Annotated in this window: 20 protein-coding genes and 1 pseudogene; 9 read left to right on the top strand and 12 right to left on the bottom strand. The window is 69.3% G+C overall.

Going from position 1 to position 25,361, the window contains the following annotated elements; genetic code table 11:
* The first annotated feature begins 74 nt into the window (after positions 1-74).
* Positions 75-209, top strand: coding sequence for a hypothetical protein (locus tag ABD831_RS14420; RefSeq protein ID WP_344947822.1), 135 nt, complete (start codon positions 75-77; stop codon positions 207-209).
* Positions 210-389: 180 nt separating this feature from the next.
* Here ABD831_RS14420 and ABD831_RS14415 read toward each other — a convergent pair whose 3' ends face one another.
* The 7 genes from ABD831_RS14415 to ABD831_RS14385 all read right to left on the bottom strand — a co-directional run bounded on the left by ABD831_RS14415 (position 390) and on the right by ABD831_RS14385 (position 8,055).
* Entirely contained in the window at positions 390-590 is a 201-nt protein-coding gene (locus ABD831_RS14415; RefSeq protein ID WP_020144233.1) for a cold-shock protein, read from the bottom strand.
* 216 nt (positions 591-806) lie between these two features.
* Positions 807-3,701, bottom strand: a complete 2,895-nt coding sequence (locus tag ABD831_RS14410; protein ID WP_344947818.1) for a DEAD/DEAH box helicase — start codon at positions 3,699-3,701, stop codon at positions 807-809.
* Positions 3,698-4,603, bottom strand: coding sequence for a diacylglycerol kinase (locus ABD831_RS14405; RefSeq protein WP_344947815.1), 906 nt, complete (start codon positions 4,601-4,603; stop codon positions 3,698-3,700). The genes ABD831_RS14410 and ABD831_RS14405 overlap by 4 nt, the downstream gene beginning before the upstream one ends.
* A gap of 9 nt (positions 4,604-4,612) precedes the next feature.
* On the bottom strand, positions 4,613-5,419 hold the full coding sequence (tatC, locus tag ABD831_RS14400; protein WP_344947812.1) for a twin-arginine translocase subunit TatC: 807 nt from the start codon (positions 5,417-5,419) through the stop codon (positions 4,613-4,615).
* Between the two features lie 39 nt (positions 5,420-5,458).
* Positions 5,459-5,839 (bottom strand): Sec-independent protein translocase subunit TatA, encoded by a 381-nt coding sequence (gene tatA / locus ABD831_RS14395; RefSeq protein ID WP_344947809.1) that lies wholly within the window; start codon positions 5,837-5,839, stop codon positions 5,459-5,461.
* A gap of 180 nt (positions 5,840-6,019) precedes the next feature.
* Positions 6,020-7,009: a helix-turn-helix transcriptional regulator gene (locus tag ABD831_RS14390; RefSeq protein WP_344947807.1), complete on the bottom strand. Its 990-nt coding sequence runs from the start codon at positions 7,007-7,009 to the stop codon at positions 6,020-6,022.
* The gene (locus ABD831_RS14385) at positions 7,006-8,055 is read right to left on the bottom strand and encodes a helix-turn-helix transcriptional regulator (protein ID WP_344947805.1); all 1,050 of its coding nucleotides are present in this window, start codon (positions 8,053-8,055) and stop codon (positions 7,006-7,008) included. The genes ABD831_RS14390 and ABD831_RS14385 overlap by 4 nt, the downstream gene beginning before the upstream one ends.
* A 76-nt stretch (positions 8,056-8,131) precedes the next feature.
* Between ABD831_RS14385 and ABD831_RS14380 the strand changes: the two genes are divergently transcribed.
* Entirely contained in the window at positions 8,132-9,232 is a 1,101-nt protein-coding gene (locus ABD831_RS14380; RefSeq protein WP_344947802.1) for a DUF3866 family protein, read from the top strand.
* On the opposite strand, the gene ABD831_RS14375 is transcribed toward ABD831_RS14380, so the two are convergent.
* Positions 9,225-9,611, bottom strand: coding sequence for an FKBP-type peptidyl-prolyl cis-trans isomerase (locus ABD831_RS14375; protein ID WP_020144225.1), 387 nt, complete (start codon positions 9,609-9,611; stop codon positions 9,225-9,227). The genes ABD831_RS14380 and ABD831_RS14375 overlap by 8 nt on opposite strands.
* A gap of 61 nt (positions 9,612-9,672) precedes the next feature.
* Complete coding sequence (locus ABD831_RS14370) at positions 9,673-10,668, bottom strand: FKBP-type peptidyl-prolyl cis-trans isomerase (RefSeq protein WP_344947797.1); 996 nt, start codon at positions 10,666-10,668, stop codon at positions 9,673-9,675.
* A 238-nt stretch (positions 10,669-10,906) separates the two neighbouring features.
* Between ABD831_RS14370 and ABD831_RS14365 the strand changes: the two genes are divergently transcribed.
* On the top strand, positions 10,907-12,325 hold the full coding sequence (locus tag ABD831_RS14365; RefSeq protein WP_344947794.1) for a recombinase family protein: 1,419 nt from the start codon (positions 10,907-10,909) through the stop codon (positions 12,323-12,325).
* Between the two features lie 103 nt (positions 12,326-12,428).
* On the opposite strand, the gene ABD831_RS14360 is transcribed toward ABD831_RS14365, so the two are convergent.
* Positions 12,429-12,929: an SRPBCC family protein gene (locus tag ABD831_RS14360; RefSeq protein ID WP_344947791.1), complete on the bottom strand. Its 501-nt coding sequence runs from the start codon at positions 12,927-12,929 to the stop codon at positions 12,429-12,431.
* A gap of 416 nt (positions 12,930-13,345) precedes the next feature.
* Here ABD831_RS14360 and ABD831_RS22255 point away from each other — a divergent pair.
* From ABD831_RS22255 to ABD831_RS14335, 5 genes and pseudogenes are all read left to right on the top strand, one after another.
* Positions 13,346-13,477 (top strand): annotated as a pseudogene (locus ABD831_RS22255) (PH domain-containing protein); the annotation flags it as partial.
* 397 nt (positions 13,478-13,874) lie between these two features.
* Positions 13,875-14,723: a transporter substrate-binding domain-containing protein gene (locus tag ABD831_RS14350; RefSeq protein ID WP_344947788.1), complete on the top strand. Its 849-nt coding sequence runs from the start codon at positions 13,875-13,877 to the stop codon at positions 14,721-14,723.
* Between the two features lie 10 nt (positions 14,724-14,733).
* Entirely contained in the window at positions 14,734-15,555 is an 822-nt protein-coding gene (locus ABD831_RS14345; protein ID WP_344947785.1) for an amino acid ABC transporter permease, read from the top strand.
* Positions 15,552-16,457, top strand: coding sequence for an amino acid ABC transporter ATP-binding protein (locus tag ABD831_RS14340; protein ID WP_344947782.1), 906 nt, complete (start codon positions 15,552-15,554; stop codon positions 16,455-16,457). Before ABD831_RS14345 ends, ABD831_RS14340 begins: the two co-directional genes overlap by 4 nt.
* Positions 16,457-17,719, top strand: a complete 1,263-nt coding sequence (locus ABD831_RS14335; RefSeq protein ID WP_344947779.1) for an NAD(P)/FAD-dependent oxidoreductase — start codon at positions 16,457-16,459, stop codon at positions 17,717-17,719. Before ABD831_RS14340 ends, ABD831_RS14335 begins: the two co-directional genes overlap by 1 nt.
* A gap of 48 nt (positions 17,720-17,767) precedes the next feature.
* Here the strand turns inward: ABD831_RS14335 and ABD831_RS14330 are convergent, their stop codons facing one another.
* Positions 17,768-17,896: a hypothetical protein gene (locus ABD831_RS14330; RefSeq protein WP_344947776.1), complete on the bottom strand. Its 129-nt coding sequence runs from the start codon at positions 17,894-17,896 to the stop codon at positions 17,768-17,770.
* 465 nt (positions 17,897-18,361) lie between these two features.
* Between ABD831_RS14330 and ABD831_RS14325 the strand changes: the two genes are divergently transcribed.
* Positions 18,362-19,852: a hypothetical protein gene (locus ABD831_RS14325; protein ID WP_344947773.1), complete on the top strand. Its 1,491-nt coding sequence runs from the start codon at positions 18,362-18,364 to the stop codon at positions 19,850-19,852.
* A gap of 1,218 nt (positions 19,853-21,070) precedes the next feature.
* On the opposite strand, the gene ABD831_RS14320 is transcribed toward ABD831_RS14325, so the two are convergent.
* Positions 21,071-24,310, bottom strand: a complete 3,240-nt coding sequence (locus ABD831_RS14320; protein ID WP_344947770.1) for a M36 family metallopeptidase — start codon at positions 24,308-24,310, stop codon at positions 21,071-21,073.
* Positions 24,311-25,361 lie beyond the last annotated feature (1,051 nt).

The following is a 25,361-nucleotide window of genomic DNA, read 5'->3' as shown; positions in this document are numbered from 1 at the left end:
CTCCCGATCGCCGACGTCACCTCTCCAGCAGCCCGTTCAGGCCGGCTCCGGCCCGGGACATCGAGCAGTTCTCGGTGGGTGACCGCGTGTCCCACCTGCGCCACGGGCTCGGTGTCGTCGTCGCCTGCAGCCCCGAGACCGTCACGCTGCGTTTCGAGTCCGGCGTGGTCCGCGTCAACAGCCCGTTCGACCGCCTGACCCGCCTCTGAGCGCAGGGGCGCCGGCAGTGTGTCGGCGCGCCGCCCTGGAGGTGGCGTGCCCAGACGGGGCTGCACGCCCCGTCGCACCCCGCTGGTGCTCTCCGGTCACCAGAACATGACGAAGGCCGGTCCCCGAGGGGACCGGCCTTCGTTCGTGCGGACTGTGGGTCCGCCGAGATCAGCGAGTGATCAGAGAGCGCGGACGCGCATCGCCTGCGGGCCCTTGGGGCCCTGCTCGACGTCGAACTCGACGGCCTGGTTCTCCTCGAGGCTGCGGTAGCCGTTGCCCGTGATCTCCGAGTAGTGGACGAAGACGTCGGGACCCTCGGTCGGGGCGATGAAGCCGAAGCCCTTCTCCGAGTTGAACCACTTGACGGTTCCCTGTGCCATGTTTGCTCCTTTGGGTGGAAGTGAGCCGCTGCGTGTCAGCGACCCTCGGTCGGCAGAGACGCGACCACTTTCCAGAAACCCTGAAGAAACAGTTGCGCTCGCAAATGCGTTCCTTGCGAGCGTGTAGACACACGAGCACCGAAAACGCCGACCGGTGGGTCAACCATAGCCGACCGGGCACCGCCGACGACAATCGTGAGCCCGCGCCGGCAGACCTCAGTCGAGCCGGTCAGCCGCGACGACGCCGCGCAGCACGCTGTCGCTCGCCCGCCGGGCCGTGGTCGCCAGGGCCGGGTCCGCGGCATCGGTCAGCTGTCCCAACAGGTCGATGACCTGCTTGCACCGCCGCACGAAGTCGCCGGCGGCCAGGTCGGTGCCGCGAAGGACGTCCTCGAGCCTCTGGCCGCTCGCCCACCGGTGCATCGCCCAGGCGAGGCCGCCGTCCGGCATGCCCGTGCGTGGCAGTGCCAGGGCACCCTCGGCGTCCTCGAGGTCGGACCAGATCCGGATCATCCGGTCGTAGGCCTCGCGGACGTCGTCGTTGGGCCAGCGTGGTGTGAGCCCGGTCTCCTCCCGGCGCGGCTCGTGCACGAGCGTGGAGACGATCGCCGCCAGCGACGGCGGGTCGAGACGGCGCCAGACCCCCTCGCGGAGGCTCTCCGCAGCCAACAGGTCCTTCTCGGTGTAGAGCTGGCGCAGCCGGTCTCCGTCACCGGTGATGGTCTGGCCCCCGTCACCGAGGTAGCCCATCTCCACGAGCAGCTCGCAGATGCGGTCGAAGGTCTTGGCCACGGAGTTGGTGCGGCCGTCGATCTTGCGCTGGATGCCGTCCGTCTCGCGCCGCAGGCGCCACCAGCGCTCGGCCCAGCGGGCGTGGTTGTCGCGGTCCGGACACCGGTGGCACGGATGGGCCTTCATCCGTCGGCGCAGCTCCTCGACCTGGTCGTCCGCCGGGTCCGACTCGTTGTGGCGTCGGCGCGGCGGCGGGTCGTGCGGCATGGTCGCGCGCAGCGTCGCGGCCAGGTCGCGGCGCGCCTTGGGGTTGCGGGCGTTGAACTGCTTGGGCACGCGCATCGAGCCGAGGGGCTCGAGGGGCGTGGGGACGTCGTGCAGGGTCAGCCGCCGCAGCTGGTGGTCCTCGGTGACGACGGCTGGGGACGCCGACTCCCCCTTGCCGCCGCGGTTGGGCATCACGACGACGGCAAGGCCACTGTGCCGCCCGGCCGGGATGCGCACGATGTCGCCGATCTTCAGCGACTCCAACGAGATCGCCGCAGCCGTACGCATCGACGCGGACCGCGCCCTGGCCCCGTCCTTCTCGACCTCGCGGATCTCGTTGCGGATCGCGGCGTACTCGGTGAAGTCGCCCAGGTGGCACGTCATCTGCTCGGCGTAGCCGGCGAGCGCCTCCTCGTTGCGGCGCACCGTGCGGACGAACCCGACGACGGCGCGGTCGGCCTGGAACTGGGCGAACGACGTCTCGAGGATCTCGCGGGCGCTCTCACGCCCGAACTGGCGCACGAGGTTGACCGCCATGTTGTAGGTGGGCCGGAAGCTCGAACGCAGCGGGTAGGTGCGCGTCGATGCGAGGCCGGCCACGCCCGCCGGGTCGAGGCCGCGGTTCCAGAGGACCACGGCGTGACCCTCGATGTCGATGCCCCGTCGCCCCGCCCGACCGGTCAGCTGGGTGTACTCCGCCGGCGAGATGTCGACGTGGTTCTCGCCGTTGAACTTCACCAGCTTCTCGAGCACGACCGTGCGCGCCGGCATGTTGATGCCGAGCGCCAGGGTCTCGGTGGCGAAGACCGCGCGGACCCGGCCGGCGGTGAAGAGCTCCTCGACGATCTCGCGGAACGTCGGCAGCATGCCGGCGTGGTGTGCGGCGAAGCCGCGCGAGATGCCGTCGACGAAGTCCCAGTAGCCCAGCACCGAGAGGTCCTCCTCGGCCAGGCCCTGGATGCGCTCCTCGACGAGGCGGCGGTTGGCCTCACCCTCGGACTCGGGGATCAGGCGCATGCCGCTCGACAGCAGCTGGTTCACCGCGCCGTCGCAACCGGCACGGCTGAAGATGAAGGTGATCGCCGGCAGCAGGCCCTCACGCTCGAGGCGCTCGATGACCTCGGCGCGCGTCGCACCACCACCGGGACGTCCGCCGCGGGAGAAGCCACGACCGCCGTCGCCCCCACCGGGGCCGCGGCCACCGGAGGCGTCGTTGCCCCGGCGTCCCCGGCCCGCCCAGTCGTCACGACCGCCGCGTCCGCCGTTACCGGCACCGGAACCGGAGCCATTGCGGGCACCGCCCTTGCCCTTCGGACGGCCCTTGTCGCGCCCTCCGCGTGAGCTGACCCAGTGCGAGTCCCACGCGCCACGCCCCTCGGTGCCACGGATGGCGTGCACGAGGTCGGGGTTGACGGCCACCGAGTAGCGACCGGGCGCCGCCGCGAACTGCTCGTCGTCCGCGCCGGCATCACGCTCCTCCACGAAGAGGTCGAAGAGCGTCTGACCCACCATCATGTGCTGCCACAGTGGCACCGGGCGGTGCTCCGACACGATCACCTGCGTGTCGCCCCGCACCTCCCCGAGCCACGCACCGAACTCCTCGGCGTTGCTGACCGTCGCCGACAGCGACACGACGCTGACGTCGGGCGGCAGGTGGATGATGACCTCCTCCCACACCGCCCCGCGGAACCGGTCGGCGAGGTAGTGGACCTCGTCCATGACGACCCAGCCGAGCCCACGCAGCGTGGTCGACCCGGCATACATCATGTTGCGCAGGACCTCGGTCGTCATGACGACCACGGGAGCCTCGCCGTTGATCGACGCGTCGCCGGTGAGCAGGCCGACGTTGTCGGCACCGTGCACGCGGACGAGGTCGGTGTACTTCTGGTTGGACAGCGCCTTGATGGGCGTGGTGTAGAACGCCTTGCGTCCCGTGGCGAGAGCCATGTGGACCGCGAACTCCCCGACGATCGTCTTGCCCGCGCCCGTCGGTGCGGCGACGAGCACGCCTCTCCCCTCCTCGACGGCACGGCACGCCTCCGTCTGGAAGTCGTCGAGCGGGAACTCGAGCTGCGCGGCGAACTCCGCGAGCCGCGGCCAGATGGCGATCACGCGACCACCTCCGAGGGGGTCACGACACGGAGGGCGCCGGGCACGACCTCGGCGTCGATGGGAAGGTCGGCGAAGGTCTCGCCATCGGCCTGTGAGTGGATACCGCTCGCCTCCAAGCGAACTCGCCGGGCGCGATGGATCTCGACGGCCGGATGGGTGGTGTGCGTACCGGAGTAGACCTGGGGGAAGACCCGGAGGAACGCGGGGATCGACAGCGCGTGGACGATCATGACGTCGAAGAGCCCGTCGGCGACGTCGGCATCGGGGCAGACGCGCATGCCGCCGCCGAAGGACGTCGTGTTGGCGACGGCCACCAACATCGCACGCGTCTCGATGCGGCGCCCGTCCAGCTCGACGGCGTACGGGATGGGTCGGAACACCGGCAGCTCCCGCAGGACCGCGAGGTTGTAGCGCATCTGCCCGTGGGGCCAGCGCATGCGCTGGGCCCGGGCGTTGACGACCGCGTCGAACCCGGCGCCCAGCACGCCGCCGAACCAGGACTCCCCCACCACCCCGTCCGAGACGCGGCCGAGGTCGATGCGCCGCGTGCGGCCGTCGGAGAGCAGCGCGACGGATGCCCGCGCATCGCGGACCGGCAGACCGAGGTTGCGGGCGAAGTCGTTGCCGGTCCCGGCCCCGACGACGGCGAGGCGCGTGGACGTCCCTGCGCACAGGTTGACCCCGAGGTGGACCATGCCGTCGCCGCCCACCACGACGAGGGTGTCGACGCCGTCGGCCACCACGTCACGTGCCCGTACGCGGGCCTGCTGGTAGTTGCTGCCCGAGACGTCGACGACCTCGTGACCGGCCTCGCGGAGCAGCAGACGAGTCTGCTCGCCCAGCACCCGTCCGACGCCCTTCCCGGATGTGGGGTTGACGATCAGGGCGACACGCTGGGACACACCCGAACGCTACAGGGCAGACGCCTGGTCGTCGGGGACGTCCAACCAGTCGGGCTTGTGCTCCTCCTTGCGGCGGTCGAGCAGGAACGCGATCCCGACCGACGCGAAGTAGAGCAGCACCATCGGACTGGCGAGGAAGAGCATCGTGTAGGCGTCGGGCGTGGGCGTCATGATCGCCGCGAAGACGAGGATGATCATGACCGCCGGTCGCCAGCCCTTGAGCATCGCGTGCGCCGGGAGGACCCCGACGACATTGAGGGCGACGAGGAAGACGGGGAGCAGGAAGGCGCAGCCGAAGGCGACGATGAACTTCAGCACGAAGTTGAGGTACTGGGACCCGTCCTGCAGGTTGTAGGCGCCCTCGGGCGTGAAGCCGAGCAGGACCGCGACGGCCTTGGGCACCATGATGAACGCGAAGAAGCACCCGGCGACGAAGAGTGGCACCGCGGCGACGACGAAGAGCCGCGCGATGAGCTTCTCCTTCTTCGTCAGCCCGGGGACGATGAAGCCCCAGATCTGGAAGAGCCAGACCGGTGAGGCGAGGATCAGGCCGACGAAGAGCGAGGTCGTCAGCTGCAGGGCGAAGGCGTCGGTCATCCCCGCGAAGTTGATGTTGACGACGCCTTCGCGCCCCTTCTGCAGCTCGGTGAGCGGCTTGGTCAGCGCGTTGATGACCTGGTTGTAGTAGACCCATCCGAGGACGCCACCGATGAGGATGGCGATCGCGCTGATGGTGATGCGGTTGCGCAGCTCACGGAGGTGGTCGCCGAGCGACATCCGCCCCTCGGGGTCGCGCTGGCGTCGCAGTGACGGCATTCAGGTCAGTCCGTGTGACGGGTCCGGGAACCGAACCACTCAGAACGTCGTGTCGCGGCGGACCTCGTCCGTGCTGCTCACGGGCGAGGTGGTCGGCGTCGTCGGGGCGGTGGCCGAGCTGCTGGCGCGCAGGCGGTCGGCCTCGGCGCGGGCCTCTGCGGCGCGGCGCTCGGCGTCGGCGAGGCGGGCCTCAGCCGCACGACGCTCGGCGTCGGCATCGACGACGTCGCCCGGCACGGTGGTCCTCGCGGCGTCGCTGGGGACGGGCTTGCCGTCCTTCTTCAGCTCGTCGACCTCGGACTTGAAGACCCGGGCGGAACGGCCGAGGCTGCGAGCCATGTCGGGGAGCTTCTTCCAACCGAACAGGGCGATGAGCACGACCGCGATGATGATGAGTTCGGGGGCACCCAGGTTGGGCATGGTTACGTCTCCTCGTCGAAAGCCGGTCCGGATCGGAACCGTCATTGTGCAGCCTCGGTGCTGCAGGTGACCAGCATACGTGCGCCCGGTGAACGTGAGCCGTGCGGCGCCCTTCAGAAGGGCAACTGACCGGTATGTGGGCACCGGTGGTCAGCACTCGGACACGCTGTGGGCACGAGCTCAGCTCGGCTGGTAGGCCGCCAGCGCGGAGCGCGCCTCCTCGGCGACCGCCTCGACGAGCTCGGGCGGCTCGACGACGCGCGCCTCGCCGCCGAGTCGGAGCACGAGACGGCGCACGAGGGCCGGGTCGGCCACCTTGAGCGTGACCCGCAGTGACCCGTCGGGGCCGCGTTCGACGCCCTCGTTGGGGTAGTAGTCCGCGATCCACGCGGCCCAGCGGCTCGCCTCGATGACGACGGTGAGGTCGTTCTCGCCGGGGACGAACACGTCGTCGAGGTCGCGGGGACGCGCGCCCTCCGGCGGCGTGCCGTCGACGTCGAGCACGGAGACGTCCTCGATCCGGTCGAGCCGGAAGAGGCGGACGTCCTCGGCCCGGTGGCAGTAGCCCTCGACGTACCACTGGGCGTCGAGGTTGAGGATCCGCATGATGTCGACGTCCCGCTCGGTCGACTCGTCGCGAGTCGCGACGTAGTAGCGCAGGTGCACCCGCCGGCCGTGGGCGAAGGCGTCCTTGAGCCTCGCCATGGAGGCGTGCTGGCTGCCGTCGTCGAGGTCGAGGTCGATGCGACCCGTGGGCTCACCGGCGCCCGTCGCCGCCGCCACCCGGATCTTCTCGAGCGTGCGCTCGGCGACGTCGGAGCCGACGAGCGTCGACCCGAGGGCCTGCAGACCTGCCGTCAGGGTCACGGCCTCGTCACGCGTGAGGCGCATCGGGGCCGCGATGTCGTCGGCGTTGTCGAGGTAGATGTGACCGCTGTCCCACTGGGCGTCGATGAGCTCGGCGTGGCCGTACCCCGGCGTGCCGCAGACGAAGAGCAGCTCGAGGTCCTCGACGATCTGCTCCTCGTCGACGCCGAACTCCTGCGCCGCCTCGGCGATCGGGACGCCGCGGTGCTGCAGCAGCCACGGCACCATGTCGAGCAGGCGCCCGAGCCGCTGCGTCGCCGTCTCGGGGGGCCTCCGTGCAGCCGTCCGCCTCGGTGCGCTCATGCCGGTGCCTCCGATCGCGGCGTCCCGGTCGCTCCGGTCGCTCCGGTCGCTCCGGTCGCTCCGGCCCTTGGCGACCCCGGGTGTGCCCGAGCCACGGCCAGCAGCGCCGAGCGGACACCGTCGACGAGCTCCGGTGGGGACACGGCGACCGCGTGGGTGCCGAGGGCGACGACGTCGCGCTCGGTCGTGCCCCGGCGGTAGGGCACCTCGATCTCGGCCCACCGCTCGTCGAGCTCCGTCGTGCGCTGCGCGTGGCGACGCAGGGTGTGGCCGCGCCCGTGGCGCACCCGCACGACCGCCGTCCCCTCGGGCTCGGGCAGCTGCGCCTCGAGGGCCACCTCGGGCACGTGGTCGGACGGGACGGCATACGACCCCGCCCTGCCCTTGCGACGGACGGCGCCCTCGAAGCGGCTGAGGCGGAACGCGCGCTCGTCGCCGCGGTCCACGTCGAAGCCGGTGAGGTACCAGCGGCCGTGCCAGTTCTTCAGCGCCCAGGGCTGCACGTGTCGCGTGGTCAGCTCGCCGTCGTTCTTGCGGTAACCGAAGGTGATCGGCTGCAGGGCCGAGACGGCGGCGTGCACGGCCTCGAAGGCAGGCTCCTTGGTGCGGATGCGCGGCTCGGCTCCGGCGGCGACGGACTCGTCGATCTCGACGCCCGACAGGCGCAGCTTGCGCAGGCCTGCCGACGCGGCGCCCGAGATGCTGGCCGTCGACCAGGCCCTGGCGGCCAGCGCCAGGGCCGCGACCTCGTCCGGCTCGAAGCTGATGGCGGGCAGGGTCGTCTCGCTGCCGTCGATGCGGTAGCCGACCTCGTCGTCGAAGAGGACGTCGATGACCGTCGTCGTGATCGGGATGCCCATCTCGCGCAGCTCGTCCTTGTCGCGCTCGAACATCCGGTCGAAGGCCTCGTCCGAGCTCGCCTGCGCGTAGGCCGGCAGCGACTCGCGGATCTTCTGCTTCGAGACCGGCCGCCGCGCGGACTTCAGCGCGAGGATGAGGTTGAGCAGCCGTTCGGTCTTGTCGGCCGAGGCAGACGCAGGGCTCATCGAGACCTTCCTGAAGGGGCGGCGGCGGGTGGGCAGTCCGACGCTACCCGAACATGCGATCGAATAGGGTCACCCCATGATCCAGTGGCGCCGGGGTGTCGTGGTCGAGGTCCGTTCCCGGTGGGCGGGGGCGGTCGAGTATGCCGTCCGCCTCCCCTCCGGCGACGTCGTCCGTGCGCTCGGCTACGTCGAGGTCGTCGGCGACCTGGGGCCCGGGACGGCAGTGCTGCTCAACACGACCGCCCTCGAGCGCGGCCTGGGCACGGGCGGTCTCGCCATCGTCGTCGCGGCGCCCGACGCGCTCCCCCACCCTGTCGAGGACGTCACCGCCGTGCGGGGCCACCTCGTCAAGGCGCGTTACACGCCCTCCCAGACCATGGTGCTCGGCGTCGACGAGCAGGACAGCGAGCACCACGAGGTCCTCGCCGGTGCCGACGACCTCGCCGGGCTGCCGGTCGTCGTGGCAGACCTGCACTCGGCTCTGCCGGCCGTGCTGGCGGGTCTGCGCGAGGCTGCGCCCTCGCTGCGGGTCGCCTACGTCATGACCGACGGCGGCGCGCTGCCGCTCGACTTCTCGCGCACCGTCGCCGGGCTCCGGGACGCCGGCTGGCTCGATGCGTCCATCACGGTCGGCCAGGCCTTCGGCGGCGACCTCGAGGCCGTCAACGTCCACACCGGCCTGCTCGCCGCACGCCATGTCGTCCGGGCGGACGTCGTCGTCGTGTCCCAGGGCCCGGGCAACCTCGGGACCGGTACGCGCTGGGGCTTCTCGGGCACGTCGGCCGGCGAGGCCGTCAACGCGGCCGGAACGCTCGGCGGCCGGCCCGTCTGCTCCCTGCGGATCTCGGAGGCCGACCCGCGCGAACGGCACCTCGGCGTGTCACACCACAGCCTCACGGCATACGGCCGCGTCTCCCTCGTGCCCGCCGACGTGCCCGTGCCCCTGCTGCCGGGAGGGCTGGGGGCACGAGTGCTCGAGCAGGCGCGGGCGATGGGGGCCGCGAGCGGCGGCCGGCTCTCGGTCCACGAGGTGGAGACCGATGGCCTCGAGGCAGCCCTCCGCTCGTCGCCGGTGACCCTGAGCACCATGGGCCGCGGATACGACGACGACCGCGCCGGATTCCTCGGCGCGGCCGTCGCGGGGCGGTATGCCGCCCGGTTGGCCAGAGTTATCTGACGTCGTCGAGGTCGACGACGAAGATCAGCGTCTCGCCGGGCTTGATGGCCGCGCCGGCGCCGCGCTCGCCGTAGGCGAGGTGCGCGGGGATGGTCAGCTTGCGCCGGCCCCCGACCTTCATGCCCTCGATACCCTTGTCCCAGCCCGGGATGACCATGCCGACGCCGAGACGGAAGTCGAGGGCGCTGCCGCGGTTCCAGGACGAGTCGAACTCCTCGCCCGTCGAGTGCGCGACGCCGACGTAGTGGGCGCTGACCGTGTCGCCCGCCTTGGCCTCGCGGCCGTCACCCTCGATGAGGTCCTCGACGACGAGGTCGGCGGGAGCGTCGCCCTCGGGGAAGTCGATCTCGGGCTTGGTGCGGTTCGGGTCGAGTGCCATGCTGCGTTTCCCTTTCGTTGGTGACTGGAGGAGGCGAGCGGGTCGCCGGTCCGGTTGCTGCTCAGTACGAGTCGAGGATGTCGACGACGAACACCAGGGTGTCCGTGCCGGAGATCTTCGGCGGGCTGCCGGCCTTGCCGTAGCCGTCGGCCGGCGGGATGACGAGCAGCACCCGGCTGCCCACCTTCTTGCCCACGAGCGTCTTGTCCCAACCCGGGATGACGCCACCGACACCGATCGGGAAGTCGGCGGCCGCCCCGTGCTGCCACGAGGAGTCGAAGACGCTGCCGTCCTTCCAGAGGACGCCGTGGTACTGGGCGCTGATCGTCTGGCCCTTCTGCACGGTCGCGCCGGTGCCCTGGACCAGGGTCGCCTGCTGCGTCGTCGTGGGCGCGGCCGTCTTGGGGACCGTGACCGTCGGCTCCTTGGTCGGGCCGTTCTTGAACTCCACCGTCGGCAGCCCGGCCGGAGCGGCCGTCTGGGCGCCGTCGACCTTCGTCAGCGGCGTGTGGACGTCGGCGATGTCGGCGACGACGACGATGGTGTCGGTGCCCTTGACGCCGAGCTGCTCGTTGCCCGCCGACCCGAAACCCTTCTCGGGCGGGATCGTGAAGGCGATACGACCGCCCTTCGTGGCCCCGACGAGGCCCTCGGTGAAGCCGGCGACGATGTCGGTCCGACCCAGGCGATAGCCCTCCTCGGAGCGCCCGGTGGCGTAGCCGTCGTCGATGAGCTTGCCGCTCGTGCCGTTGTAGATCTGGGCGCGCAGGCGCACGGTGTCGGCCTTGGTCGCGGCCTTGCCGGTGCCCGGCGTCAGCACCTTGTGCTCGACGGTCTTGGAGCTGATCGGCGTGGCGCCGAGGGCCACCTTCGGGGCCGTCTTGAGGTCGACGGCGCCGGTGGCCGTGACCCCCTTGAGAGCAGCCGACGCGGCGACGTTCGTCGTCGCGGCGCCGGTGGAGCCGGACGAGCTCGACCCGCACGCGGCGACGGTCGTGAGCCCGAGGGCAGCGATCAGGGCAACGGCCGTGCGAGCGGCCGGACGGTTGGGGCGCACAGGGGAAGACTTTCGGTCGGGGCGGGCGGGCGTGGAGGTCCCGCTGGGCAAATCCCCGCCACTGTAACGCCCACCCTTGTGGCCGCCCCACAGCGCACTGACAGGTTGGGATGGCACGCAGGGAACGATCCCACCGCTCCTCGGCTCGCCCTATCGGCGGTCACCCAAGGTGACTGGGGAGATGACAACCATAACTGGAAGTATGTTTGTCTAGACCTTCTCCCCGGGAGCGTGCGCCGTGACCCTGCCAGCCGGCATCTACGTGCGGATCTCTCGTGACTCCGAGGGTCTGGGACTCGGGGTCAAACGTCAGCTGGCCGACTGCGAGCAGCTCGTCACGCAGCTGGGATGGGCCGTCGCCGGTCTCTACGAGGACAACGACGTAAGTGCCACCCGCGGCAAGCCCAGGCCGGCCTACGAGCGGATGATGCGCGACGCCGGTGACGGGATCATCAAGGCCGTCGTCGTCTGGGACGTCGACCGACTCACCCGCACGCCAAGAGAACTCGAGGACGTCATCGACCACGCGGACCGGCTCGGCCTCAAACTCGCCTCCGTCGGCGGCGACATCGACCTGGCCACCGAACAGGGCCGCATGATGGCCAGGATGAAAGGCACGGTCGCCCGCTACGAGGTCGAACAGCAACGCCGCCGACTCAAGGCCAAGCACCGCGAGCTCGCCGCCAACGGCACCCACATCGGCAAGCGCCCCTACGGCTGGGACTTCCGCCCCGACCGCACCCTCGCGGTGAACACCGAAGAGGCGGCTGTCATCCGCGAGTGCGTCGACCGAGTGCTCTCGGGTCAAGGGCTGTGGAAGATCTGCAACGACCTGAACCGTCGCAGCATCTCCACCAGCACCGGAAAGCCCTGGCAGACCGTGGTGCTCCGTCAGATGCTGCTGCGCTGGCGCAACTGCGGGGTGCGCACCCACCTCGGCAAAGAGGTCGGGCCCGGACAATGGGAGCCAATCATCGACCGGCCGACCCACGAACGAGTCGTCGCGCTGCTCACCGACCCGGGCCGAAGGAGCAACAACCGCGGCACCGAACCGAAGTATCTACTCAGCTCGGTCGCCCTCTGCGGCGTGTGCGGCGATCCCTTGGTCGGCACCAAGGAGTACACGTACGTGCTCCAGAACGGACGCACCCGCGTCTACCCCCACAGCTACACCTGCGCCCACGCCGGATGCATGAAGGTCCGCCGCCGCATGGCCGACGTCGACCAACTCGTCACTGAGGTGATCCTGGGCGTTCTCAAGCGCGACGGAGTCCGGCTCCTCGGCGGAGACCACGGCGCCGCTACCCACGCCCGAGACCGCATCGCTGCCCTCGAGGCCAAGCTCGCCCTCGCCGCCGACCAGTTCGCCGACGACACCATCACCGGCGACCAACTCCGCCGCGTCTCCGAGCGCCTCAAGCCACAGCTCGCCAACGAACGCGCCCGACTGGCCGCAGCTCAACCCAACCCTGAACTGGCCGGCTTCACCGGTACGACGGTCGAAGACGCTTGGAAAGCGGCCGACGTCGAGACGCGTAAACGCGTCGTCCGTCTCCTCGGCCTGCGCATCACTATCCAGCCCATCGGCTCAGGCCAGGGACGGACCTTCGACCCGGAAGCCGTCCAGATTCAGTGGTCCCCACAAGTGGAAACGTAGGGGCGCCCATTGAGGCGCCCATCCCGCCGCGAATCGTGCTGGTCTGCATCGGATGAAGCTGGAAGACCGTCCCGTCGTCCAGTCACGCCGCACCAGCTACGAACTAGGCGGGGAACCGAGCCCCGCTTTCAACAGCTGTACGCCAGCGCGCCAAGGACTCTGCCGCGTCTGTGCGCATCTGCTTCTGAGCCGATTTTCCGGAGCCGGCCAGCACCTGTCCCTCAAGTTGATACATCAGACGTGATCTGCGACCCAGATCGTCAAGCAAATGTCTTGAGATGAATCCACCAGCTAGCGTCAACCACCTAACGGCGACCAGGCGGGGTGCTTCCAGCGCAACAATCTCGCCGATCTGAGCAGAGAGCACTCCTCCGCGATCCGACACTATGCACTGCTGCTCACCGACCTCCTCAACCGGCGTTCCCGGAACGCGAAACGCGTTGACCACCCTCGGGTCCGTTAACTGTGCGCTCTTGGGATGAAGAATGAACGACCAGAGATCCTTTGCCGGCACCGAGATTTCGACCGACACCTCCACTCCGACCAGCTCCATACCTGTTTGACGTGCATCCCAGCGTCTTTCGAGTCTGCCCATGAACGACATGCCGCCACTGTGCCGTGCGTCCGTTTCGGTGAGGTGAAACGTTGGATCGGCATGCCCATGCGACCCCCCGGGGTGGTGAGGAAGAGATTGGGCTCACTCGCCACGCTGCTCCAGCCGGCGAATCGCCAAGAGGGAGTCCTTCCGCCGCGATCGGACCTGAGATTTAGGGTTCGCGCATGATCGACTTCCAGGACGCCAGTTACATCAAGCTCAATCAGATCGACTACAGCCAGTCGCTGGTCAGATCGACCCCTTACTGATCGACGGAGAGCAAGCATTCTCCGCCTACAAGGGCATGCGTGATTACGTCGTATCCACAAGCAGCGGATCATTGCAGTGAACGTTCAGGGCATCACCGGCAAGAAGAAGGACTCCACTCCCTCCCCCTCGTCAAGGTCTAGGCGTTCTCGCTCGAGACCGCGGGCACCTTCGACCTCGACGCCGAGCTTGAGCTCTGGTTCTCAGGACTGGGCAAGGTCAAGTTCGAGTTCAGCGGCAGGACCGATGTGGCATACCTGAACAAACTCATAGCTCATCACGTCTTGTGACGTGGATAGTCACTCGGACTCCGTACAAGAGCGCCGTCAGGTCGGCGACACCGTGCGCACGTCGAGCTGATGGTCTGGTGGACAAAGCGCCTCGTTGCGGCGGGTTAGCCCATGCCGGGCCGAGGACATCGAAGAGATTTCTCCTGCGAGGTTCACGAGAACGGAAGGCCGTGAGTCCGCGCCGACGTCGCGTCCCTCAGACCCGATGCGCCCGGCGCTGCGATGCAACTGAGGTTGGTTGCGGGACCCTGCGAGGTCCAGCAGGCCACGAGTGTCCACCTTTCGAGACTCCCGCCGGGCCGCTCTGGCGAGTTATCGGAACGTGCCCTGATGGCCGTATCCGGATGGGACGCCGCTCTGTAGTCTCGCCGAAACCAACAACCTTGGAGGAACACAGATGTCGCAGATCAGGTCCCGCATTCTCGGCTTCGCGGCCGTCGTCTCCGCCAGCTCCCTGGCGCTCGCGGCCTGCGGCTCGGGCTCGAGCGACGGTACTGCGAGCAACCCCTCGGGTGGGCCGCAGCTCGTCAACTCGGGGACCCTCACCGTCTGCACGCACCTGTCATACAAGCCGTTCGAGTTCAAGGACAGCTCCGGCAAGGTCGTCGGCTTCGACATGGACCTTGCGCAGGCCACGGCGAAGCAGCTGGGGCAGCCCGACGTGACCATCGTCGACATCGACTTCGCCTCGCAGACCTCCGGTGCCGTTTTCGCCGCGAAGAAGTGCGACATGGCGATGGGCGCGGTCACCATCAACGACAAGCGGAAGCAGTCCGTGGCGTTCTCGACGCCGTACTTCAGCGCGACGCAGGCCCTGCTGGCGAAGAAGTCGTCCAACATCGCCGACCTCTCGTCGCTCAAGGGCAAGAAGCTCGGTGTCCAGACCGACACGACCGGCCAGGCCTACGCCGAAAAGAACAAGGACGCCAACGGCTACGAGACCGTCGTCTTCGACGACCTGCCCACCGAGATCGCGGGCGTCCAGTCCGGCCGGGTCGACGCGGCCATCAACGACAACGGACCCCTGCTCGACTTCGCCAAGTCCAACCCGGACTTCGCGGTGGTTAAGGAGTTCGACACCGGCGAGCAGTACGGCTTCCTGTTCCAGAAGGATGACGCGAACGCCGCCAAGATCAAGGACGCCTTCAACGCGGCCCTCAAGAAGTCGGTGCAGGACGGGTCCTACAAGGACAGCTACAAGAAGTGGTTCGGCTCCGAGCCGGCCGTGATGCCGAGCGTGTCCTGAGGTCAGTGCCATGACGTCCCACGCAGCAGCGGGGCGAGGGCGTTCCCTCTCGCCCCGCAAGCGGGCCCAGCGCATCCGGTGGGCGCAGTACGCCGTTCTCATCGCGGCCGTCGCCGTCCTCGTCGCGGTCGCAGACCTGCGCCAGATCCAGAAGGTCTTCTTCCGGGGCGACCTGATCTACGACACCCTGACCCAAGGGCTCGGCCGCGCCCTCTTCAACACTGTCGCGTATGCGCTCGGCGCCTTCGTCCTCGGCCTGGTGCTCGGGACGATCCTCGCCCTCATGCGCCTGTCCTCCGTCGGGCCCTACCGGTGGATCGCGACGGTCTACATCGAGTTCTTCCGAGGACTGCCGGCGATCATCGTGCTCCTTGCTTTCGGGCTGCTCCCGCTGGCGTTCCCCGGCATGGAGATCCCCTTCGGCATCTACGGCACGGTGTGGAGCGCCCTCGGCATCGTCGCAGCGGCCTACATGGCGGAGACGATCCGCGCCGGCATCCAGGCCGTCCCGAAGGGGCAGGTCGAGGCTGCCCGGTCCCTCGGCATGCCGGTCGGCGCCGCGACCCGCAAGATCGTTCTCCCGCAGGCGTTCCGGATCGTCACCCCGCCGCTGACGAACGAGCTCATCCTCGTCGTGAAGGACAGCTCGCTCGCCTACATCATCGGGCTGTCGGCGACGTCCTTCGACCTGACCAAGTACGGCCGGGACCTGGCCAACACGAACGCGAACCTCACGCCGCTCGTCATCGCGGGTCTCTGCTACCTCCTCATCACGCTGCCGCTCACCTTTGCGGTCAGGCGCATGGAAGCAAAGTCGGCGAGGGCACGATGACGGCCAACCCAGCCCCGACGCATACGACCCCGCCGGACGGCGCGGCCGCCGTCGTCGAGATCACGGACCTCCGCAAGTCCTTCGGGTCGGTCGAGGTCCTGACCAACATCACCGCCTCGATCAAGCAGGGCGAGGTGGTCTGCGTCATCGGGCCCTCGGGCTCGGGCAAGTCCACGCTGCTGCGGTGCATCAACCTGCTCGAGCAGCCGAGCGGCGGCACGGTGCTCGTCGACGGGATCGACGTCACCGATCCCGACTGCGACATCGACCGGGTGCGCAGCAGGATGGGGATGGTCTTCCAGCAGTTCAACCTCTTCGCGCACCTGACCGTCCTCGAGAACTGCACCATGGCGCAGCAGGTCGTCCACAAGCGGAGCAAGGCCGAGGCCGAGAAGGTCGCCCGGGCCAACCTCGACAAGGTGGGGCTCGCGGACCGCGCTGACGCCTTCCCTGCTCAGCTCTCCGGTGGTCAGCAGCAGCGCGTCGCGATCGCCCGTGCGCTCTCGATGGACCCGGAGCTCATGCTCTTCGACGAGCCGACCTCCGCGCTCGATCCCGAGCTCGTCGGCGACGTGCTCGCCGTCATGCGACGGCTCGCGTCCGAAGGCATGACGATGATCGTGGTGACGCACGAGATGGCGTTCGCGCGTGAGGTCGCCGACCGCGTCATCTTCATGGACGGCGGCGTCATCGTCGAGGAGGGGCACCCCGAGCGCGTGATCGGTGACCCGCAGCACCATCGGACCCGAACCTTCCTCAAGCGCGTCCTCGACCCCACGCACGTCGACCCGGAGGCCGACCTGGACCCCGACGACGAGCGGCGCTCCCAGATCAAGGAGGCCGAGCTCCGCGCGCGGGCCCAGCCGCACCTGCCTGGCGACATCACGGACCCGCGGTTCTGATGCCGACCGGTGAGGTCGCCGTCGTCGGTGGCGGGCTGATCGGCCTGTTCAGCGCGCACTACCTGCTCGAGCGTGGGTATGCCGTCACGGTCCTCGAGGCGGGGAGCGGGCTCGGCGGGGGCGCGGCTCGCGTCAACGGGGGCTGGGTCTGCCCGGCACGCAGTGACCCGCTCCCATCGTGGGGTGTCGTGCGCGACGGGATGCGGTCCCTCACCTCGCCGGGGAGCGGCAGCTTCCTCTTGAGCGCGCGAGCGCTTCCGCGCGTGGCGGGCTACCTCGCACGGTTCCTCGCGAGCTCGAGCAAGGGCAGGTTCCTCCGGTCCTGGGACGACCTCGACCTGCTCAACCGGCGCACGGCCGGTCTCGTGGACGAGCTCGTCGAGGCGGGGATCATCGACGCCTTGCAGGACGAGGGATTCCTCATGCTGCACTCGACCCGCGACGAGGCAGAGGCGTCCCGGGCGTCCCTGCTCGCGGTCTCGCGGCGCGGTCTCTGCCCGGCGCCCGAGCCGATCCTGGAACGGCAGGCCCTGCTCGAGCTCGAGCCGGGGCTCGGAGACGCAGCGCAGGTCGGATTCGTCCATCGGGGCGACCGGTGGCTGGACCCGTCGCGGTTGGTGGATCGCCTCGGCGAATCGCTGGCGTCACGAGGCGTGCGCCCGGTGAGGGACACGCCGGTCCTGGCACTCCGCCAACGCGGGACATCGGTCGAGCTCGCCACACGCTCGGGCGTCGTGGAAGCCAGCCATGCCGTCATCGCCGCGGGTGCGTGGTCCGAGCAGCTGCTGCGGCCGCTGGGGATCAGGGGGTACGTGACCCCGGGCAAGGGCTACAGTTTCACGATCCATCCCGAGCACCCACCGACGCACGTGCTCCGGCTCGGCGAGACCCACGTCGGCGTGACCCCTATGGGCGACCGGACGAGAGTGGTCGGCATGGTGGACCTCGACGGGACCCCCGAAGGCTTGCATGCCGGACGCATCGACGTCATGAAGCGCAAGGCGGCGCCCTACCTGTCCGGGATCGACTGGCGCGCCAGCACGGACGAGCAGGTCGGCCCTCGTCCCATGACACCCGACGGAAAACCGCTCATCGGCTGCGCACCGGGTGCTGAACGCATCGTCGTGGCCACCGGGCACAACATGCTCGGGCTCAGCCTCGCGGCTCCCACTGCGTCACTGGTGGCCGATCTCGTCGCACACGGCCCGGCCGCTGCGGTTCCCGCCTTCGACCCGATGCGTTTCACCGACCGACGCCGGTAGGGCCGCCTCGAGAGCCGCGGCGATCCCGTCACTGCACCCGCGGACTGCTCAGGCCTCCGCGCGAGGGTCGGGCAGGACGTCGCGCCAGGAGTGGTGCGGCGAGTATCCGAGCAGGTCGCGGGTCTTGTCGATGGAGTAGAAGGTCTCGTTGCGCCCCATCGGCCGCCGCAGTTCCACTCCGCCGCCCTCGGGATGTCCGAGACGTCGTCAGGGGGACATCGCCGATGGCGTTTCAGCATCTGCCATCCCCGAGGACAGTGTCCTCGTCAACCCACACCTCACCTGCAAGTTGGTGCACATCTTGTCCCCATGTCCCGCCTCCACGAGGCTTTTCCAAGAGATCGGCTGGCCGGGCGGCTGCCCGCGCGACAGCGCACCCCTGTCGTGTGACCGTCTCCGTGGCGCCTTCGCATGTGTGCTGGGCGACGCGGAGCATGGACTCTGCTCGCGGCCTGGCGCTTCGGCGCGTGTGCCGGACCCAGCTGGGCCGGTGCTATGGGAGTCGGACACCAGGTCGGCGACCACGTCGCTCCCTGGAACCCGCTCGAGCGGTTCGCCGCACATGTTGTCGACAAACGACGCAAACGGGGGCAGCCGCCGGTAGCGTCCCACTGGCACCACTACCGATAAGAAGGGGGAACGATGGCCGAAGAGAGCTGGCACGAGGCCCGCCTCATCCCGACGTCCGGCATCAACGGCGCCGACGAGCAGGAACGCCGCGCGACGTCCGCGCTGCTCGCCGTCGTCTCCGCGGTCCGCGAGTTCGGCCGGACCCTGGTGAAGCCCCTGGGCGCACCGGCCGGCACCATCGAGACCTACATCGAGGTCCCGTTCCTCCTCGGCGAGAAGAAGCTCTACCCCGACGGCCTCATCCGCGTAAGCCGCGGCGCCCGCTCGTGGACCGCCTTGGTGGAGGTCAAGACCGGCTCCAACGCCTTGCAGGTCGAGCAGCTCGAGAACTACCTCGACATCGCGAAGGAGCAGGGCTACGACGCCGTCTTGACCATCTCCAACGAGATCCCGGCGGTCGCCGGGCAGCACCCAACGAAGGTCGACAAGCGCAAGCTGCGCAAGGTCGCCCTGCACCACCTCTCCTGGACCCAGGTGCTGACTGAAGCGGTGATGCAGAAGGAGTTCCGCGGCGTCGCCGACCCCGACCAGGCGTGGATCCTCGGTGAGCTCATCCGTTACCTCGAGCACAGCCGCTCCGGCGCGCTCGAGTTCGACGACATGGGCGAAACCTGGGTTGCGGTGCGTGACGCCGTGGCGGCGGGCACCCTGCGGCCCACCGACAAGGGCGTCGCCGACGTGGTCGCCCGCTTCGACGCACTGCTCCGGTTCGCCAGCCTGCGCCTCGGGCGTCAACTCGGCACTGAGGTGGTCCCGGTGCTGACCCGCAAGGAGCAGGCCGACCCAACGCTGCGAGCCCAAGCACTGACCACGACGCTGTGCCAGAGCGGGCAGCTCACGGGTGCCATCCGGATCCCCGACACCGTCGGCCAGCTCGTCGTCACCGCCGACCTCCGCGCGTCGAGGGTCACCTGCCACGTCGACGTGGACGCCCCCCGAGAGGGCCGCCCCACCACCCGCGTTAACTGGGTTATGAGACAGCTCAAGGCCGCACCCGACTCGGTGCGAGTCGAGACCTTCGCCTCCCACGCCCGCGGCTCCAGCGCCGCCGAACTGCTCGGGGCCGTTCGACAAGACCCCGCGATACTCGTGGTCGACCCCGCCAGAGAGATCCGATCCTTCCGGCTGGCACTCACCGCAGGGATGGGCACCAAGCGGGGCCGCGGCCGCGGGTCGTTCATCGACTCCGTGCTCGACGCCACCGACACCTTCTACGCCGAGGTCCTCCAGTACCTGAAGGCGTGGTCGGCTGCACCACCAAAGCTGCGTGAGCCCGGCCCCACCCCGCCTGACGCGGAGCCCACGACGCCGCAGAGCCTGAGCTCGACCGAGTACTCCTCTCAGGACGGCACCGAGCCCGTGGACGCGCCGCCAGCAGCATCGGCTGACGGTGGTGCCGAGAGCTCCGGCCAGCCCGCTGAAGCGCTCGGCCACCCGAGCCAAGACGACGCTGAGGCCCGGCCGGAAGAGACTCTGGCGCATGCCGCGTCGGAGCAGTACTGAGACGCAGGAGCAGCCGTTCCACACGCATGTCGCGCCGGCCAGTCCGGGCACGTCGCTGGCCCATGGCCGCGGGGTGTGACCAGCTGCGACGTCGCTCCGGGTCCGTGTAACCCGACCATGACGTTGTGTGGTCGTTCGCCGTCGTCCTGGCGGATTCGCCTGTCCCCAGGCTGTACTCGCCTGTGTAAATCAGTGGGAGCGAGCGCGGGGTGACGATGTCGCCCACGCCGCTGAGCTGCCGGTGCCCCCTGGGACGCTTCTCGCATGGACCTGGAGCGACCTCGGTGTTCTTATCTGTCGCGCCGCCGATGACCGACGGCGCGGACAAAGAAGCGCGATCTGGTTCACGCCTTCTGCCTCGAGCAAGCGCGCGGCAGGGGCCGGGTCCCAAACCCAGACCGCGGGTCGGCCTGGGACGAAGACCAAGGACGCTGGTCTGACAGCCAGTCGCCCGGCCCCCGTCGGATCTGCATGCATCTCTTTCGTGCGGGCCACGCTGGTCGGTCCGTGCCTCGACGGGTAGCGAGGACATGCCTCGCATCTGGGCGCCCAGCAGGCCGCCGTCCGAATAGGGCGGCGATTCTCCCGGGGAGACGCCTGGATGAAACGTTCCTCAAGGCCGCACCCGGCGCGGATCTGCACGTGGAGGTCAGAGCCCTATGGCGTTGGCCCGTGTGTGGCCTGCTCGTGGGTGAAGCCCGATGGGGCCGGCGTCCGCGGGCTCGGGCCGAACGTCAGATGGCTCCAGTCGCGCTGACTGGCGAGGTGGCTTGCGTCGAAGATTCGGGCGGCCACGGTGGGTACGTTGGGGTCGGCGTTCGGGGCGGACGTCTCGTGGAGGGGATTCCCGTCCCGGGCGTCACCAGCAGTCACCACAGCACCGGCGGCCGCCCGATCAATCCGGGCCGCAAGTGCCCCGGCCGACGACGAACTTTCGGCAGCAGCACCGGTGCTTCGACGAGCGCCCTCATAGCGCCCGCTGCGGATATTGCGTCATGCACGGCTTGCACCTGTGCCGGGGTTGCGGGCACCCAAGCCGACCCGTGACGTCCCAGGCGTGTCGATATCTAGAGAATGGCGGCGCCACCGCCAACCCCTCCCGGGGACCCCCTCATGGGCGGTGGCGTCGTCGCGCGAGGAGGGAAACAGAGACCCGCTCACCGGAGGATGAGCGGGTCTCCGTCTGGCTCGCGAGGGTCGACTTTGAAGTCGAGGTCCTCAGCGGTTGTCGACGGCGGCGACGTCGACGGTTACGTTGGCGCCCGTGTATAGGTGGCTCAGGACGTAGACGGTGCCGGGCGGCACGACGGCCGACTCGTCCGCCGAGCCGGTCGCCGCCGACCCCGTCAGCTGGCAGGCGCTGTCGAGGAAGTACAGGTCGAGGTCGTGGCCGACGGTGTCATCGAGCGGGCTCGTGCCCGTGACCGACACGGAGTGCAGCCCGTCGGAGAAGCCGGCAGGCAGCTTCGTCACCCAGCCGTCGACGCCCTGGGACGCGGGCGCGAAGGTGCACGCGGTGTTCATCTCGGCGCCGGTGACGCCGAAGATGTTCTGCAGGCCGGTCGGGTCACCCGCGGCGGGGTTGTTCGCGGTGATCGTGCCGTGGTCGCTGTAGGGCGCGTCGGGAGTGACGCTGCCGTTGGCGACGGTGGCGCCAGAGCCGAACGCCTCGATCTCGGCGACCTGCGCGTACGTCGTCGTGTCGCCCTGGACCGAGTCGACGAAGAAGCGCAGATAGGCCGCTCTGGTCGGGGTGTTGAGCGCGAACGTCGTGTAGTTGAGGTCGGGCGCCGTCGGGCGCGGCGTCTGGTAGCCGAAGGCTCCGGTGCGGGCGGTCGTCCACGTCACCCCGTCGAGCGACGTCTGCACGGTAAAGCCCTTGAGCGCCGCGAAGCGTGAGGCGTTGGTGGCCTTGAACGCGCTGACCCGCACTGAGCTGACCGTGGCCGGTGCGGCGAGCTTGACCGTGACCCGCTCGTCGGGGCCAGCGTTGTAGGCGCTGGTGCCGGCCTTCGTCGACCACACCGAGGCGGCGGTGTCGTCGAAGGCGAACTTCGCAGGTGCGCCGTCGTCCTGGCTCGAGGCGGAGACGACCTGTGCGCCTGCGGCCGTCGAGGCGAGGTTGGGCGCCAGCGAGATCGTCCTAGCGACGTTCTTGCCCGCGGCCACCGTGAAGCCCTCGATGGTCTGGGTGCCGAACCCGGGCGCCTGGATCGTCAGGGGGTACGTGCCCGTGACGGCTTTGACCGTCGCGCCCCCGGCAGAGCCGGTGCGCACGAGCGGCGAGACGCGGGCCTCGAAGCGACCGAGGATGACCCGGGCGTTCCCGATCGGCTGCCCCGACGTCGCGTTGACGAGGGTGAGCGCGACGGTGCCGTTCACCGCTGCGGTCGGCACGTCGAAGCCGGGCTTGGGCTCGGTGTCGTCACCGGTGTTGCTCGTGGCTGAGGCGCCGGCGCCACGTTTGGCGAACACCGACCAGATGAGCGCGGTGTTGTCGCCGTGGAAACGGTCGAGGTCGGCCGACAGGATGCCGTCGCGGGCGTCGAGGAACGACGGGTTCGGGGCGGTCAGCGGCATGCCGTCGGTGACGAGCTGCGCCGCCACGGCCGCGCCCTTGGCCGCGCCGTAACGGGCCACGAGGGCCTTGCGGAGGTCCCACAGCGTCGCGGTCCAGATCTCACCGTCGGCGTGCACCTCGGGACCGGTCAGGTCGTAGCCGATGTCGCCGAACGTCGTCGGGTTCTGGTCGTAGTTCCAGTTGCGGATGCCACGAGTCGGGTTGCCGGTGACGTAGTCGCCGACGATCGGCTTGGTGAGCAGGCCCGCGTTGAACCCGTGGTTGAGGGCGTACCAGTCGGACCATCCCTCACCCATCGACCCCGCCTGCTGCGAGGCGAGGCCGGCTCCGCTCGCGACGTAGCGGTTCGATAGGCCGTGGGTGTACTCGTGCTGGATCACCGACATGTCGAAGGACCCGTCGCGGTAGGGACCCTCGAACGCGTCGTCGATGGGCTCCCACAGGAACATCCCGCTCCACGGTGGGATGCCGTCGTCGAGCGTGAGCATGTATGCGTTGTCCCGGCCGGTGTAGGTCGGCGACCCACCTGAGGCGGCGCCGGCTTGGACGAGGCCGCGGACGGCGTCGCCGCCCTGGCCGCCCTTGGCGCCGTTGTCGACCTGGAAGTTGCCGGCGGACTCGGTGAAGCCGAGTGCGTAGTACTCGTCGTGGATCCGGTTGTGCTGGAAGAAAAGGTTGGTCGCGGCTGGGTTGAGGTCCTCGGCGTAGGAGGGGGGCACCGTCTGGCCTTTGGTCGCGGCCCAGCGGTTGGCATAGGGATAGTCGAAGGCGCCGGTCGGGGAGACGGGTCGCGGCGCGTTGTCGACGGGCGCGAGGTAGTTGGACCAGTTGGCGTAGGTGTCGGCGTTGTTGCCGAGGGTTGTCGCCCCGGTGCCGGTGGCACCGGTGAGGTCGACCCAGCCCTTGGGGGACTCGGGGGTGGGCCCGAACGACTGTTGTCGCGGCTGCCCGCCCTTGGCTGCGCCGGGGTAGTTGTCGTAGACGGTGCCGTGGGCGTCGTCGAACTGCACGACGCTGGTGCGGTGCAGCACCGAGCCGGTGGTGCCGTCGACGATGACTTCCCAGGCCTCGGTCTGGCTCTTGATGAAGAAGACCTTGTACGCGGCCACCGGGCCTGCGCTCGTCGGGAAGGCCACCTTGCGCACGTAGCAGGGCCCGGCGAAGGGGCCTCGGTCGTACGTGGTGAACCCGGCCTGCGTGCCGGTGCGGGTGGGCGTCCAGACCGTGCCGGGAGCGAGCGCCGCGGCCACCTTGACGAGGGCGGGCGCCTCGCCGAGGAGCCAGCCGCCGAGCAGGTTCGCTCCCCCGCCGGTCTCACCGGCATACGACAGGATGCGCCCGTCGGCCGCGACGGCGACGTTGAGACGGCCACCCCGGGCCGCTGGTGCCCCTGCGAAGGTCTGGACGAAGCTGACCACGTGGGTGCCGGTGCCCGGAAGCACGTGGTCGCGGGCGACGGTCAGGCCCTGAACCTGGGCGGCCGTCAGCCCAAACGCCGCCGGCTGAGAACCGAGCCAGCCGCGGGCGACGTCGACGGCACTGCCGGTGCGGGCCGAAGTCAGGTAGCCGCTGCCGCGCAGCGTGCGGAGCGTGCCGAAGCGGGCGTCCCAGGTCGCCCTGGCGCCGGAGCCGGCCGTGGCGAGCAGCTTCGTGACGGCGGACTTGGCCGCTGCGCTCGGAACGACCGCCTTGGTGACGGCCCGCGTGTCGAGCGTCCCCAGCAGGTCACTCACCGTGTCGGTGACGGTGTTGGTGAGCGACGGAGTCACCGTGGGCGGGGCGGCCGAGGTCGGCAGCGCCGCTGCGAACGGTGCCCCCGCCGCCGCCGAAACGAGGCACAGTCCTACGGCCAGGACGTGCTTACGAGTGGTGTTCACGCGTTCTCCTAGGAGTGCTCGTCGAGTCGCGCCGAAGCGGGCGGCCCAGTGCAGGAGAAACGAGACGACTCACAGGAAAGATACGGGCGACGCACAAGTTGTTCGAACGGCAGGCATCGACCCGGAGGTATCGACCGGGGCAACAGGGTCCCGACGTTCTTGCGGGCGTACACCGACCCCAGCAGCGGTATGACTCGCCCGTGGTTCCGTCCGAGCCCCGGCGCTACCAGGCCCTCCGGAACGGGGGCGGCACGCCGGACATGCGGATGCCCCGCTCGTGGGGTGGAGCGGGGCATCCAGGTCCGGGCCAGAACTCGGGGGGAAGTCCAGCAATCCGGGCCAGTCGGTGGCCGTCTACTTCCTCACAACGACCGGAGTGGATCGAAGGTTACGAGCCCTGTCATGGGTATCTGCGCTCTCTGAAGAAGGACGACAGCTACACCTTTACTTACCAGTTCGAGTACATCGCAGAGAATCACGGGAACGACAACTACGACATCGCCAGGGCAACCATGGTCGTCCGCGTCGAGTGGAGTGACTTACAGGCGGGATACGTGATCTCGTATGACGTGCGCGACATGCACAAGATCGATCCAAGTCAAGGCAACGGCGATGCCGAAAGCTTCTACGAGAACGACGTCTTACTGGCGTTTGGTCGTAGACCTCGACGCCCTCGGCATCGGCTCCGAGCTCATCGCTCTGTAGTCCACTCGGGTCGGCCTCTCGTTAGGCAGGTCGAGCATGGCACGCTCCTCATGGGACACTGGAGCAGTCCCGTGCCGGCTGAAATGCAGGTCACAGACTGCACCGCGCCAGACCGGACCTCGACGCGGCACAAGGCACGAGACCGACCGTGAGCCCATCCGGTTGGCACGATGCCCGGTGAAGCGCGCGGCATGCGTGGCTGCGACGTCGTGCTGGCGGCAGGCGTTCCGTGCGCTGGGAGACCCTGGCCCGCGCGAGTAACCGAGGTACTGCACTTCACAGTCAACAGGCAGCGTCGCGTGATATGGCTTTGCCTGTTGTCGTCAATGAGTGGTCGGTCTCGGGG

Source organism: Terrabacter ginsenosidimutans, from assembly GCF_039539425.1.
GTDB classification, from domain to species: Bacteria; Actinomycetota; Actinomycetes; order Actinomycetales; family Dermatophilaceae; genus Terrabacter; species Terrabacter ginsenosidimutans.
This window is presented reverse-complemented; position numbering and strand designations above follow the sequence as displayed.